The sequence below is a fragment of the Mesoterricola sediminis genome (genome assembly GCF_030295425.1).
GTDB lineage: Bacteria > Acidobacteriota > Holophagae > Holophagales > Holophagaceae > Mesoterricola > Mesoterricola sediminis.
The window spans coordinates 1,803,087-1,817,001 of sequence record NZ_AP027081.1 but is presented as its reverse complement, the minus strand read 5'-3'; the positions used below and the strand labels follow the sequence as shown (position 1 = coordinate 1,817,001).

6 protein-coding genes are annotated in these 13,915 nt (G+C 71.9%); 4 read left to right on the top strand and 2 right to left on the bottom strand.

The window, feature by feature from the left end:
- Positions 1-2 precede the first annotated feature (2 nt).
- Together R2J75_RS08050 and glgB are read left to right on the top strand one after the other, a co-directional pair.
- A complete protein-coding gene (locus R2J75_RS08050) occupies positions 3-4,202 on the top strand; it encodes an amylo-alpha-1,6-glucosidase (RefSeq protein ID WP_316411467.1) in 4,200 nt (1,399 codons plus the stop codon).
- Between the two features lie 2 nt (positions 4,203-4,204).
- Entirely contained in the window at positions 4,205-6,391 is a 2,187-nt protein-coding gene (gene glgB, locus R2J75_RS08045; RefSeq protein ID WP_243332539.1) for a 1,4-alpha-glucan branching protein GlgB, read from the top strand.
- Here the strand turns inward: glgB and R2J75_RS08040 are convergent.
- Complete coding sequence (locus R2J75_RS08040) at positions 6,345-7,760, bottom strand: hypothetical protein (protein WP_316411466.1); 1,416 nt, start codon at positions 7,758-7,760, stop codon at positions 6,345-6,347. The genes glgB and R2J75_RS08040 overlap by 47 nt on opposite strands.
- A 569-nt stretch (positions 7,761-8,329) precedes the next feature.
- Here R2J75_RS08040 and glgP point away from each other — a divergent pair.
- Both glgP and R2J75_RS08030 read left to right on the top strand, forming a co-directional pair.
- The gene (glgP, locus tag R2J75_RS08035) at positions 8,330-10,453 is read left to right on the top strand and encodes an alpha-glucan family phosphorylase (protein WP_243332536.1); all 2,124 of its coding nucleotides are present in this window, start codon (positions 8,330-8,332) and stop codon (positions 10,451-10,453) included.
- 95 nt (positions 10,454-10,548) lie between these two features.
- A complete protein-coding gene (locus tag R2J75_RS08030; RefSeq protein ID WP_243332534.1) occupies positions 10,549-11,223 on the top strand; it encodes an outer membrane beta-barrel protein in 675 nt (224 codons plus the stop codon).
- A gap of 3 nt (positions 11,224-11,226) precedes the next feature.
- On the opposite strand, the gene adhE is transcribed toward R2J75_RS08030, so the two are convergent.
- Entirely contained in the window at positions 11,227-13,839 is a 2,613-nt protein-coding gene (gene adhE, locus R2J75_RS08025) for a bifunctional acetaldehyde-CoA/alcohol dehydrogenase (protein ID WP_316411465.1), read from the bottom strand.
- Positions 13,840-13,915 lie beyond the last annotated feature (76 nt).

The window sequence follows — 13,915 nt, the reverse complement described above, 5'->3', positions numbered from 1 at the left end:
CCATGACCCCTCAGCCCGGATCCCGGATCGTCCGCTATGTGGGGGACCGCGTCCGGTTCACCCTGGCGGGCGGCGCGCGGGCCTTCCTCCGCACCAACCTCACCCGGGGGGCCCAGGCCCGGCAGGAGGTGGTCGCCCTCTCCGGCGCCGCCGAGAGCGCCGTCCGGACCTTCGCGGGCGCGGCCTGGCGGGACATCCCCATGACCCCGGCGGCGGGGGGCGGCTGGGAGCTGGACCTCCCCCTCACCGAGGTCGGCTACTTCAAGGCCAAGGCCTATTCCCTGGACGCGGAGGGCCTCCAGGTCTGGCCGGCGGGGGACGACGTGGGCATCTCCGTCCACCCCGACCACCTGCGCACGGGCAACACCCTCTACTGCGCCTTCCCCCGCATGTTCGGGGCCGCCCGCACCCGCCCCTCCACCCGGGAGCCGGCCCTGGAGGAGCAGCTGGCCAGCCTCGACCAGCGCGGGTACACGGTGATCCCCCCCTCCGGCAAGCTGCGGGACCTCGCAGCGGCCGTGCCCCACATCGTGGAGACCCTGGGCTGCCGGATCCTCCACCTCCTCCCCATCGGCCCAACCCCCACGACCTACGCGCGGTTCGGGCGGTTCGGGAGCCCCTACGCCCAGCTGGACTTCACGGCCATCGACCCCGCCCTCGTCGCCTTCGACGAGCGCACCACGGGCGTGGAGCAGTTCCAGGAGCTGGCCCACGCGGTCCACCTGCGCGCGGCCCGGCTCTTCCTGGACATCGTCATCAACCACACCGGCTGGGGCTCCCGCCTCATGGAGGGCCGGCCCGAGTGGTTCCACCGGAACGGCGACGGCACCTTCCACAGCCCCGGCGCCTGGGGCGTCACCTGGGGCGACCTGGTGGAGCTGGACAACCGCGCCAACCCCCAGCTGTGGGAGGTGATCGCCGAGAGCCTCCTCACCTGGTGCCGCCGGGGCGTGGACGGCTTCCGCTGCGACGCCGGCTACATGGTGCCCCTCCCGGCCTGGCAGTACATCGTCGCCCGGGTCCGGGAGGAGTTCCCCGACTGCTGCTTCCTGCTGGAGGGCCTCGGCGGGGCCTGGGAGGCCACGGAGGCGCTGCTCACCGAGGGCGGCATGCAGTGGGCCTACTCCGAGCTCTTCCAGAACTTCACCCCCCGCGACGTGGCCGGCTACCTGGACCACGCCATCCGCCAGGCGGAGCGCATCGGCCCCCTGGTGCACTACAGCGAGACCCACGACAACGAGCGCCTGGCGCGGCGCGGCCCCGAGTGGTCCCTCCTCCGGAACCGGCTCTGCGCCCTCGCCAGCGTCAGCGGCGCCTTCGGCTTCACCGCGGGGGTGGAGTGGCTGGCCACGGAGAAGATCGAGGTCCACCAGGCCCGCGGCATGGCCTGGGAGGCTCCGGCCAACCTCATCGACGAGCTCGCCGTCCTCAACCGGCTGGTCTCGGGGCACCCCTGCTTCTTCGACGGGGCCCGCATCGAGCGGATCAGCCACCCCGAGGCCCCCGTCCTCGCCCTCCGGCGCACCTCCCGGGACGGCCGCGACACCTGCCTCGTCCTCGTGAACCTCACCGCCGAGGCCCAGGAATGGGGCCTGGACGGCGGAACCTGGCAGGCCCTGGGCGCCCCCGCCCACGACCTGCTGGAGCAGGCCCCCCCGCGGGTGCGGACGAACCCGGGCGGCTCCGTCACCTGCCTCCTGCGGCCCTGGGCCGCCCACTGCCTCTCCGACGCCCGGGCCCCCCGGGGCCTGGCCGGCGCCGCCTACCGCGACCGCCGGGCCCAGGCCGCCTGGGCCCTCCAGGCCCTGGCCACGGTCCTGCCGGCGGAGGGCCTGGGCCCCGCCCCCTGGGAGGAGCTGGCCGCCCTCGCCGCCGCCGACCCCAGGGGCTTCCTCGCCCGCCTTCCCTACCTGGACCCCGCCCTGGCCCGCCGGGACCTCCTGGGCGCCCTCGACGCCGCCCCCGAGGGCTACCCCCGCGTGGTCGAATGGGGCACCCGGGACCTGGGGCGCGTCGTGCTGCTCCCCCCGGACCACTGGCTCCTGGTGCGCGATCCCGCCCCCTTCTCCATCACCCTGCGCCGCCCGGGGCACCCCCTCGTCCATGTGCGCTCCGTGCCCGTCGCGCACGGGCACATGGCCGCCGTGCCCCCGGCCCGGGACGTCCCGGAGCGGGCCGAGGACGCCGAGATCCGCCTCGAGCGGTTCAAGGAGGCCCGCACCCCCGCCCCCGGCCGGATCCGCCTCCTCCCCGCCGAGCCCGGCTTCGAGCCCCGCCTGGAGGGCGCCTCCTGCCTCCTCACCAACGGCCGCGGCGGCATGGCCCGCCTCCAGGCGGCCCTGGGCGCCATCGCCTCCAAGTACGACTGCCTCCTCGGGGCCAACCTCCATCCCGAGGTCCCCTGCGACCGCCACGTGCTGGCCAAGCGGCTGCGGGCCTGGGCCAACGCCGACGGCTTCATCACCGCCCTCGGCGCCGACAACCTGGTGCGCTTCGAGCCGGGGCCCCCCGCCACCTGGGTCTTCGAGGCCCCGGCCGGCGACGGCCGCACCGTGCCCCTGGAGCTGCGGATCCACATGGTGCCCTTCAGGAACACCGTCATGGCCCGCCTCACGCGCCTGGACGGCCCCACGGAGCGGGGCCGGGAGCTCCCCGCGGGCGCCCGGGTCGTCCTCATCGTCCGCCTCGACCTGGAGGACCGGAACTTCCACCACGAGACCGTGGCCGTGGAGGGCACCGACCTGCACTTCACGCGATCCACCGCGGTCCTGGAGGGCCGGGCCGGCTTCCGGTTCCAGCCCGCGCCGGACCGGCGCCTCCTGGCGTGGAGCGACCGCGGCGCCTACCATCCCGGGCCGGAGTGGAGCCGGGACGTGCCCCACCCCGTGGAGGCCGGCCGGGGCATGCGCGATCGCGGCGACGCCTGGAGCCCGGGCTGGTTCGAGCTGCCGCTGGAGGCGGGGGCCTCCGCCACCCTCGTGCTCTGCGCGGATCCGGACGAGCCGGCCGCTGGCGAATGCCTGCCCGCCGAGGCCGCCCCCATCCCGCCGGCGGATCCCTTCAGCTTCCGCCTCCGCCAGGCGGCCCGGGCCTTCCTCGCCCGGCGCGGCCAGGGCTCCACGGTGATCGCCGGGTATCCCTGGTTCCTGGACTGGGGCCGCGACACCTTCATCGCCGCCCGGGGCCTCCTGGCCGCCGGGATGGCCGGGGAGGTCCGGGAGATCCTGCGCACCTTCGCCGCCTTCGAGGACCGCGGCACCCTCCCCAACATGCTCAGCGCCGAATCCACCGCGGACCGGGACACCTCCGACGCCCCCCTCTGGTTCGCCCTGGCCGTGGAGGAGGCCGGCATCCAGGACCTGGGCCCGACCCTCGAGGCCATCGCCCGGGGCTACCGGGACGGGACCCCCAACGGCATCCGGGTGGATCCCGCCAGCGGCCTCGTCTGGAGCCCCTCCCACTTCACCTGGATGGACACCAACTATCCGGCCGGCACCCCCCGGCAGGGCTACCCCGTGGAGATCCAGGCCCTCTGGATCCGCCTCCTCCGCCACCTGGGCCCCGGCTGGACCGACCTCGCCGCCCGCGCCCAGGCCTCCCTGGACCTCTTCTGGGACGAGGGGCAGGGCTGGTTCCACGACCACCTGGAGGCCGGCCCCGGCGTCCCCGCCGCCCAGGCGCGCCCCGACGGCCACCTGCGCCCCAACCAGCTCTTCCTGGCCAGCCTGGGCCTGGTGGAGGGGGAGCGGGCCCGCCGGGCCGTGGACGCCTGCGCCCGCCACCTGCTCGTGCCCGGCGCCCTCCGGAGCCTGGCGCCCCTGCCCGTGCCCACCCCCCTTCCCATCCAGGGCCCCTGGGGGCTGCTGAACGATCCGGTGAACCCCTACTGGGGCCGGTACGAAGGGCCCGAGGACACCCGGCGGAAGCCGGCCTACCACAACGGGACGGCCTGGGTCTGGCTCCTCCCCGTCTTCTGCGAGGCCCTGGCCCGGGCCTGGGCCTTCCAGGCCGAGGCCGTCGACGCCGCCCGGGCCATCCTGGGCTCCGCCAGCGGCCTGCTCGAAACGGGCTGCCTGGGCCACCTGCCTGAAATCCTGGACGGCGACGCGCCCCATGCCCAGCGCGGCTGCGACGCCCAGGCCTGGAGCGCCACCGAAGCCCTCCGCGTTTGGCTTACACTGGACAGGATCCCCAAGGATTGACGATGACCGATCCCCTTTTCGACCTCGAGGCCTTCCTCAACGGGGACTGCGCGAGCCCCTCCTCGGTGCTGGGCCTGCGAACCCTGCCCGACGGCGGGCTCTTCGCGCGCACCTTCGCGCCCCGGGCCCGGCGGGTCGAGCTCCTCCGCGCCGACACGGGCGAGGCCGTCGCCGAGCTCCGCATGGCCCATCCCGAAGGGATCTTCGAAGGCGTCGTGCCCCGCCTGCAGCGCTGGTTCCCCTACCGGTTCCGGGTCCACGGCTGGGGCGAGGCCCCCGTCGAGGCCGAGGACCCCTACCGCTTCGCCTCGGGCATCGGCGAGATGGACGCCCACCTCATGGGCGAAGGCACCCACTACCGCCTCTACGAGAAGCTGGGGGCCCACCCCGCCGTCCGGGACGGCGTCGCCGGCGTCGACTTCGCCGTCTGGGCCCCCAACGCGCGCCGGGTGAGCGTCGTCGGCCCCTTCAACACCTGGGACGGCCGGCGTCACCTCCTCCGTCCCTGGGGCTCCACGGGCGTCTGGGAGCTGTTCGTGCCGGGCCTCCTGCCCGGGGACCTGTACAAGTTCGAGATCAAGGCCAAGGACGGCCGCCTCCTGCCCCTCAAGGCCGACCCCTTCGCCTTCCGGTGCGAGCACGCCCCCGGCACCGCCAGCGTGGTGGAGGACCCCGCCCCCTACGCCTGGGGCGACGGCGACTGGATGGCCGATCGCTGGAAGCGCAACCGCTTCGACGCCCCCATGAGCATCTACGAAGTCCACCTGGGCTCCTGGCGCCGCCGGGAGGACGGCGGCTTCATGGGCTACCGGGAACTGGCGGACGAGCTTGTCCCCTACGTGCGGGAGCTGGGCTTCACCCACGTCCAGTTCCTGCCCGTCAGCGAGCACCCCTTCTACGCCTCCTGGGGCTACCAGCCCCTGGGCATGTTCGCGCCCACGAGCCGGTACGGGAGCCCCGCCGACTTCAAGGTCCTGGTGGACCGGTGCCACCAGGCGGGCCTGGGCGTGATCCTGGACTGGGTCCCCGCCCACTTCCCCGCGGACGCCCACGGCCTCGCCGAGTTCGACGGCACCCACCTCTACGAGCACGCCGACCCGCGCAAGGGCCGGCACATGGACTGGGGCACCCTCATCTACAACTACGGCCGCACCGAGGTCCAGAACTACCTCATCGCCAACGCCCTCTTCTGGCTGGACCGGTACCACGTGGACGGCCTCCGCGTCGACGCCGTGGCCTCCATGCTGTACCTGGACTACAGCCGCCCCCAGGGCCAGTGGGTCCCCAACCGCTACGGCGGCCGGGAGAACCTGGAGGCCGTCGACTTCCTGCGCCGCCTCAACGAGGTGGTCTACGCCCAGTTCCCCGACGTGTGCACCATCGCCGAGGAGTCCACGGCCTGGCCCATGGTGAGCCGGCCCACCAGCTCCGGCGGCCTGGGCTTCGGGTTCAAGTGGAACATGGGCTGGATGCACGACACCCTGGGCTACCTGGGCCGGAACATGCTCCACCGCCAGTACCACCACGGCGAGATCACCTTCAGCATGCTCTACAACGACACCGAGAACTTCGTCCTGCCCCTCAGCCACGACGAGGTCGTCCACGGCAAGAAGAGCCTCCTCTGGCGGATGCCCGGCTCCCGGTGGGAGCAGTTCGCCAACCTGCGGCTCCTCTTCGCCTACCAGTTCCTGCACCCGGGCAAGAAGCTCCTCTTCATGGGCGGCGAGTTCGGCCAGGACCACGAATGGGACCACAACCGGTCCCTGGACTGGGATCTCCTCGCCCATGAGCCCCACCAGGGCGTGCAGCGCCTGGTGAAGGACCTCAACGCCCTCTACCGGAGCGACCCCGTCCTCTTCGAGCGGGACTGCGCCCCCGGCGGCTTCGAGTGGATCGACTGCGAGGACAAGCGGAACAGCGTGCTCGCCCTCATGCGCAAGGGCGACGGCCCCTTCCTGGCCGCCGCCCTCAACTTCACAGCCCAGCCCCTCCACGGCTACCGGATCGGGGTCCCCCGGCCCGGTCGGTACGAGGAGATCCTCAACACCGACGCCGCGTGGTACGGCGGCCAGAACTTCGGGAACGGGGGGGCCGTGGAGACCGAGCCGATCCCGGCCCACGGCCACCCCCAATCCCTGTCCCTTACGCTCCCCCCTCTGGGGGCGGTGGTGTTCCGGGCCGTTCACTGAGGATGTACCCGTACTTGGCGAGGATATAGAGCCAGAACTCCCGCGTGAGCCGGAAGTTCCGTTCGGAGCCGTCGGAGGCTGGCAGGAAGTAGTCGCTGGCCTCCGTCATCCCGCTCATGACGAAGTCGAAGAACACTGGCCCGAGAACAGGATCCTTGGGCTCCGTCCCATTGAGGCACTCATTCATGATGAAATTGTACGTGAGCCGCAGGCCCCGGTAGTCAGGGTTCCGCCGCCTGCCGTCGGCGTCCACGAAGTCGGCTTCCCGCGCAGCCTGGAGGAGCGAGATCAGCCGATCCACCGTATAGGCCGGGAAATCCACGGGCTGAGACAGGAAGCCCAGCGTCTCCCCTTCACTGCCTTCCAGGTAGCGTTCCATCACCCTCGCCGGGGAGAGTGCGTCATTTTCATGCCCGACCAGGAAGGGGTATGCGACCGGCGCGAAGGCGCCCCGGAGCCCGAGGCTGAACAGCATCCGCTGCCGGAGCAGCTGGACCACGGTCGTAACGAATTCGACATTGTGTGGCCGGAACGCCGTATGGCGGACGATGAAGGCCATGCGGTCATCGGCCACGATGTGACTGACACATTCGCCCATGTTCTGCGGGGCGAAGGCGTCCCCGAAGACGCCCGCCTCGAACTGGCCGATGCCCTCCTGGATGCCGTCGATGCACCGGGTGTTGTTCTGGCTCAGGCTCGTCGCCACCTCATGCAGGCAGGATCCCGTCGTCAAGTGGAGCGGACCCAGTCCGGCCTCGTCGCGGTCCTTGGCCCACTCGTAGAGGCGACGGACGCGCTTCTTGACGGTCACCCGGGTTTCCGGGTTCGACATGTTGATCTTGCCCATCACCTCCTCCAGGCTCATCAGGTCCATGGGTTCGGCAGCCTGTTGGAGGGCGTTGGTGATCTCCCGCCATTTCTCGGGAGAGACGGCCTCGGGAAAAATCTGGTTAATGTCACTGCCATGGCGGCTCAGATAGGGATCCGCCGCCAGATAGTCGAGGTTGAGGCGGGGGCCCCGATCGCTCAGGTGACGAACCTTATAGGCGTCGAGCGCCCGTTGTGCCTGGAAATAGTCCTCGGTGAGGTTCCAGGTACCTCCACTTTCGAACTGGAAGTTCCTCGCTAGGTTCGCATCCAGGGTCTGGAGGGCAGCCGCATGGGCCTGCCTGACCTCCGGAATCGGAGCCACCGGCACCACCCACGGCGCCTCGGCGTCCTCCGCCTCATCGCTGGCTGGACCCTCATCGGGGGGGAGGGAGGGCGGCGGCGCCGAGGGGGAGACCACGGGCGCCGGCGGCGAGGGGGGCGTCACGGGCGCAGGCGTCGAGGGCGGGGCCACCGGCGCCGGCGCCGAGGGGAACGTCACGGACGGCGGCGTCCGCGGGGATGGCAGGGGCGCCGGCGTCGAAGGCGAGGGGGCGGGCGCCGGGGTCGAGGGGGTCGCCGCGGGGGCCGTGGGCGACGCCGCGGGCGCTGGGGCCGCGGGGAGGTGGACGGGGCGGCCCTCGGGAATCACGGGCGGGGGCTCCACGGCCTGCGCCGGCGGGGGGGTCTGCGGGCTGGCGGGCTGGGACGAGGCGGGGGGAGCGGCGGGCGTGGACGCGCCGGACCGGGCCTGGGAGCCCGTCGGATGGGCCGGGGTCCCGGGCCCGTGGTCCTTGCCATGGCCGCAGGCCAGGATGCCGGAGGCGATCAGCAATGCGGGAAACCCCCCGACGAGGCGACCAAACCTGGGCGCGGGGCGGGATGGAACAGGGGTGGACAAGGGGCCTCCTATAAGCGGCTCATTACCAAGTGCTTCAGAAGACCGCCCGGTTCCTACCCAGCATCACGAGGGCCGGCATTTTCACAGGGACCGCCGTCCCCCGCGTGCTACAAAAATGAGACCTCCCGCCACTGATGGCCCGGGAGCCCGAAGCCGAACCGAGGCAGCCCATGGACACCCTCCAGCAGAAACTCCGCAAGCTCACCCGCAACCTGTGGTGGACCTGGCGCCCCGAGGTCCGGGCCATCTTCCGGGACCTGGACATCGACATCTACCACAAGGCCCACCGGAACCCCGTGCGGGTGCTGAAGGAGATCACCCCCGCCCTCCTGGAAAAGCGAGCGGACGAGGTCGACATCGCCACCCGGACGGACCGTGCCCTCCGGCAGCTCCACGACTACCTGAACCCCCTGACCACCTGGGGCATGGTGCACGCCGGCGCCCTGCAGTCGCGGCCCGTGGCCTATTTCTGCGCCGAGTTCGGCATCCACGAGTCCATCCCCATCTACTCCGGCGGCCTGGGCATCCTCGCCGGGGACCACCTGAAGGGGGCCAGCAACCTGGGCGTCCCCCTCGTGGGCGTCGGCCTGCTCTACCACCGGGGCTACACCACCCAGATGCTGGACGCCACCTACTGGCAGCACGACGTCAGCGAGCCGGTCGAGCTGTCGGACCTGCCCATGGAGCCCGCCCTGGGCCCCGACGGCAGGCAGGTGCGGGTCGGCGTGGAGCTGCCGGGGCGCACCGTCTGGGCCAAGGTCCTGGAATGCCACGTGGGCCGCATCCGCCTGATCCTCCTCGACAGCCGCGACGACGCCAACAGCGACGAGGACAAGGCCCTCGCCGCCAACCTCTACGGCGGCGACACCCGCATGCGCATCCAGCAGGAGCTCCTGCTGGGCGTGGGCGGCCTGCGCGCCCTGCGGGCCCTGGGCATCACCCCCAGCGTCGTGCACCTCAACGAGGGCCACTCCGCCTTCGCCATCCTGGAATGGGCGCGCCACCGGGTCCAGCAGGACAGTCTGGAGCCCTGGGCCGCTCTCGCCGAGGCGGCCTCCGCCACGGTCTTCACCACCCACACCCCCGTCGAGGCCGGCCACGACAAGTTCCCCGCCAACCTCGCCGAGGAGCACCTCGTCCCCCTCGCGGACGGCCTGCGCCTGCCCCTGCACGACGTGATGGGCCTGGGCCGCACGAACCCCGGCGACCTCGGCTCCCCCTTCCTGCCCACCGTGCTGGCTCTCAAGAACTGCCGGCGCGCCAACGGCGTCTCCGCCCTCCACGGCGTCGTCGCCCGGTCCATGTGGCACCACCTCTGGCCCAACCGCTCCGTGCACGAGGTGCCCATCGGCCACGTGACCAACGGCGTGCACGTCCCCAGCTGGCTCTCCTCCGAACTCAACACCCTCCTCCAGACCCACCTGGGGGTGAACTGGATGGACGGCATCGTCCGCCCCGACCTCTGGACGAAGATCGCCGCCATCGACCCGGCCGAGATCTGGGAGATCAAGAAGGTCCTCAAGGGCCGCATGCTCAAGCTCGTGCGGGACCGCCAGAACCAGATGCTGGCCCGCCTCGGCCTGCCCCAGCTGGAGCCCCAGCCCCTGGATCCCGAGGCCCTCACCATCGGGTTCGCGCGCCGCTTCGTGCCCTACAAGCGCCCCGACCTGCTCTTCACGGACCTGGACCGCCTCGATGCGCTCGTCAACAACCCGGAGCGCCCCGTCAACCTCATCTTCGCCGGCCGGGCCCACCCCGCCGACGGCCCCGGCAAGGCCCTCATCCAGAAGGTGGGCCAGCTCACCGCCGACCCCCGCTTCCGCAACCGCATCATCTTCGTCGAGAACTACAACATCCACATCGGCCGCAACCTCTACCAGGGCGTGGACGCGTGGCTCAACAACCCGCGCCGCCCCCTGGAGGCCTGCGGCACGAGCGGCATGAAGGTGGTCATGAACGGCGGCCTCCACATCTCCGTCCTCGACGGCTGGTGGGCGGAGGCCTTCGACGGGGAGAACGGCTTCGCCATCGGCAACGGCGAGATCCACGTCTCCAACGAGGTCCAGGACAAGCGGGACGCCGAGGCCCTCTACCGCCTCCTCGAGGAGCAGGTCGTGCCCCTCTACTACCGGCAGGACGCCAACGGCGTGCCCCGCCAGTGGGTGCACGCCATCCAGCGGTCCATGCGGACCCTGGCCTGGCGCTTCAACGCGGACCGGATGGTCATGGACTACGTGCGGCACTGCTACCTGCCCGCGGCGGTGGCCGCCTCCTGCCAGATGCCCACCCCCTGAGGGACCGCGGCCCCGGCCCCGGGTCCGCATGGCCCTGGGACCGCGGGCGGCTTACAATGCGGAGGGCCCCCTGCCCTTCAGCGAGGATTCCGTCCATGCGCCTTTCCCTCCGCGCCCCCCTCTTCGCCCTCGCCGCCGCCCTGGCCGCGGCCGCGCCCCTGCAGGCCGAGAGCGGCAACTGGAGCGTCCAGGTCGGAACGGCCCAGCCCTCCGGCGACGCCAAGACCTGGGTGGGGTCCACAACGGGCGTCTCCCTGGACGTGGCGGAGACCTACGCCCTCGGCACCCGGGACGCCGTTCGCATGCGCTTCGGCTACAGCACCTTCAAGGCGAACGGAAACCAGCCCGAGGTCATCGTCCTCCCCGGCGGCGCCGGCACGGTCAGCGCCGCGGCCTCCACCACCAACGAGCTGTTCGCCTTCACCTACGGCGCGGACTACATCTGGGCGGCCTCCCGGCGCGTCTACGCCCTCGTGGGCCTCGGGGTCTCGTACGTGACGGCCACCCGCAAGGGCACCTTCGCCCTGGGCGCCACCGGCACGGCCACCACCAACTACAGCGCCAACAACCTCGTGCCGACCTACGGCGCCGGCCTGGGCTACCAGTTCAGCCGGTCGGTGGGCCTGGAGGTGCGGTGGCAGGCCACCGCCCTGCGGGCCCAGGAGCGCCCCATCGACCTGACCTCCGCCGGCCTCGCCGCCCCGGGGAAGGTGCAGTTCGCCAAGCAGGGCATCAACACCCTCTCCCTGGGCCTGAACATCATCTTCTGACCCTCAGCCCTCCCGGTAGGGGCGGCCGTGGTAGGTGTCCAGCAGCAGCTGGCGGATCTCGGCCATGAGCGGGAAGCGCGGGTTCGTGCCCGTGCACTGGTCGTCGAAGGCGTCCTCCGCCAGGGCGTCCAGGTTCTCCATGAAGGCCCGCTCCGGCACCCCCGCCTCCCGGATGGACGCGGGCAGCTGGAGGGTGGCCTTCAGGCCCTCCAGCCAGGCCAGGAGGTTCTCCACCTGCGCGTCCAGGCTCTGGCCGCCCAGGCCCAGGTGGACGGCGATCTCCCCGTAGCGGCAGCGCGCGTGGGGCCGGTCGTACTGGCTGAAGGCCGTTTGCTTGGTGGGGGTATCGGTGGCGTTGTAGCGGATCACGTTGGGGATCAGCAGCCCGTTGGCCAAGCCATGGGGCAGGTGGTACAGGGAACCCAGCTTGTGGGCCATGGAATGGCAGACCCCCAGGAAGGCGTTGGCGAAGGCGATGCCCGCCAGGGTGGCGGCGCTGTGCACGGCCTCCCGGGCCCTGGGATCCCGCGCCCCCAGGGCGTAGGCGGACGGCAGGTGGGTCTTGAGGAGGCGCAGGGCCTGGAGGGCCTGGGGGTCCGTGAACTCGCTGGCCATGACCGACACGTAGGCCTCCAGGGCATGGGTGACCGCGTCGATGCCCCCGTGGGCCGTGAGGGCGGGCGGCATGTCCATGACCAGGTCCGGGTCCACGATGGCGAGGGTGGGCGTGAGTTCGTAATCGGCGATGGGGTACTTCATGCCCGTCGTCTCGTCCGTGACCACCGCGAAGGGGGTCACCTCGCTGCCCGTGCCCGACGTGGTGGGGATGGCCACGAGGATGGCCTTCCGCCCCATGCGCGGGAAGGGGTAGATGCGCTTGCGGATGTCCATGAAGCGCAGGGCCAGGTCCTTGAAGTCCACCTCCGGATGCTCGTACAGGACCCCCATGATCTTGGCGGCGTCCATGGGGCTCCCGCCCCCCAGGGCGACCAGCGTGTCCGGGCGGAAGGCCCGGAGCATGGCCACGCCCCGCTGGATCACGCCCAGGGTGGGGTCGGCCTCCACCTCGTGGAAGACCTCCACCTCCAGGCCCAGGTCCTTGAGGCTCCGGGCCGTGGCCTCCACCCGGCCCGCGTCGAAGAGGAAGCGGTCCGTGATGATCGCCGCCCGCTTCTGCCCCGCCAGGTCCTGGAGGGCGAAGGGGAGGCACCCCCGGCGGAAGTAGATGTTCTTCGGCAGCTTGTGCCACAGCATGTTCTCGGCCCTCTGGGCGACGGTCTTGATGTTGAGGAGGTGGCGGGGCCCCACGTTGTCCGAGATGGAATTGCCGCCCCAGGAGCCGCAGCCCAGGGTGAGCGAGGGCGCGAGCTTGAAGTTGTAGAGGTCGCCGATGCCCCCCTGGGAGCTGGGCGTGTTCACGAGGACCCGGCCCGTCTTCATGCGCTCCCCGAAGAGCCGCACCCGCTCCGGGTGCAGGTCCTGGTCCGTGTAGAGGACGGAGGTGTGCCCGATCCCCCCCAGGGCCACGAGGGCCTCGGCCTTGGCGAGGGCCTCGGGGAAGTCCGCGGCCCGGTACAGGGCGAGGGTGGGGGAGAGCTTCTCGTGGGCGAAGGGCTCCTCCGGGCCCGTGGAGGTCACCTCCCCGATGAGCACCTGGGTGGCCGGGTCCACCTGGATCCCGGCCATGCGCGCCAGGGCGGGGGCGCTCTGGCCCACCACCGCGGCGTTCAGGTTGCCCTCCTTGAGCAGGAGGCCCCGGACGGCGTCCAGCTCCCCCTCCGCCAGCAGGTGGCCCCGGTGGGTGGCGAAGCGCTCCCGCACCGCCTCGTAGGCCGGCCCCACGGCGATCACCGCCTGCTCCGAGGCGCAGACGACGCCGTTGTCGAAGGTCTTGGACAGGAGGATGGAGGCGACCGCCCGCTTGATGTCCGCCGTCTCGTCGATCACGACGGGCACGTTGCCGGCCCCCACCCCGATGGCGGGCTTGCCCGAGGAATAGGCGGCCCGCACCATGCCGGAGCCGCCCGTGGCCAGGATGAGGTTCACGTCGGGGTGGTGCATGACGTGGTGGGTCAGCTCCACGGAGGGCTCCGGGATCCAGCCGAGGATGTGGGGGGGCGCCCCGGCCGCCACGGCCGCCTCCAGGACGACGCGGGCGGCCTCGCAGGTGGCCCGCTTCGCCCGAGGGTGGGGGGAGAAGAGGATGCCGTTCCGGGTCTTGAGGCAGATGAGCGCCTTGAAGATGGTCGTGGAGGTGGGGTTGGTGGTGGGGACGATGCCGCACACGACGCCCACGGGCTCGGCGATGCGGAGGATCCCGGCCGCCGGGTCGGACTCGAGCACGCCGCAGGTGCGCTCATCCTTGTAGGCGTTGTAGATGTATTCGGCGGCAAAGTGGTTCTTCACCACCTTGTCCTCCACGAGGCCCATGCCCGTCTCCTCCACCGCGAGGCGGGCGAGGGGGATCCGGGCGTCGGCCGCGGCCAGGGCGGCGGCCCGGAAGATGGCGTCCACGGCCTCCTGCCCGTAGGCGGCGTAGGCCTGCTGGGCCTGTTTCACCCGCGCCAGCCGCGCGTCGAGATCCTGGATGGCCTGGGAAGGCGTTGCGACATCCATTGTCCGTGCTCCCTTCACGGGCAGTTGGATGCCGGAACCTGGCGCGATGTCCGGCCCCGGGAGGCCCCGGCGGGTG

Excerpts from the sequence above, each read along its gene's own strand:
- R2J75_RS08050 (WP_316411467.1), top strand. The coding sequence starts at position 3 with ATGACCCCTCAGCCCGGATCCCGGATCGTCCGCTATGTGGGGGACCGC.
- glgB (WP_243332539.1), top strand. The coding sequence starts at position 4,205 with ATGACCGATCCCCTTTTCGACCTCGAGGCCTTCCTCAACGGGGACTGC.
- glgP (WP_243332536.1), top strand. The coding sequence starts at position 8,330 with ATGGACACCCTCCAGCAGAAACTCCGCAAGCTCACCCGCAACCTGTGG.
- R2J75_RS08030 (WP_243332534.1), top strand. The coding sequence starts at position 10,549 with ATGCGCCTTTCCCTCCGCGCCCCCCTCTTCGCCCTCGCCGCCGCCCTG.
- adhE (WP_316411465.1), bottom strand. The coding sequence starts at position 13,839 with ATGGATGTCGCAACGCCTTCCCAGGCCATCCAGGATCTCGACGCGCGG.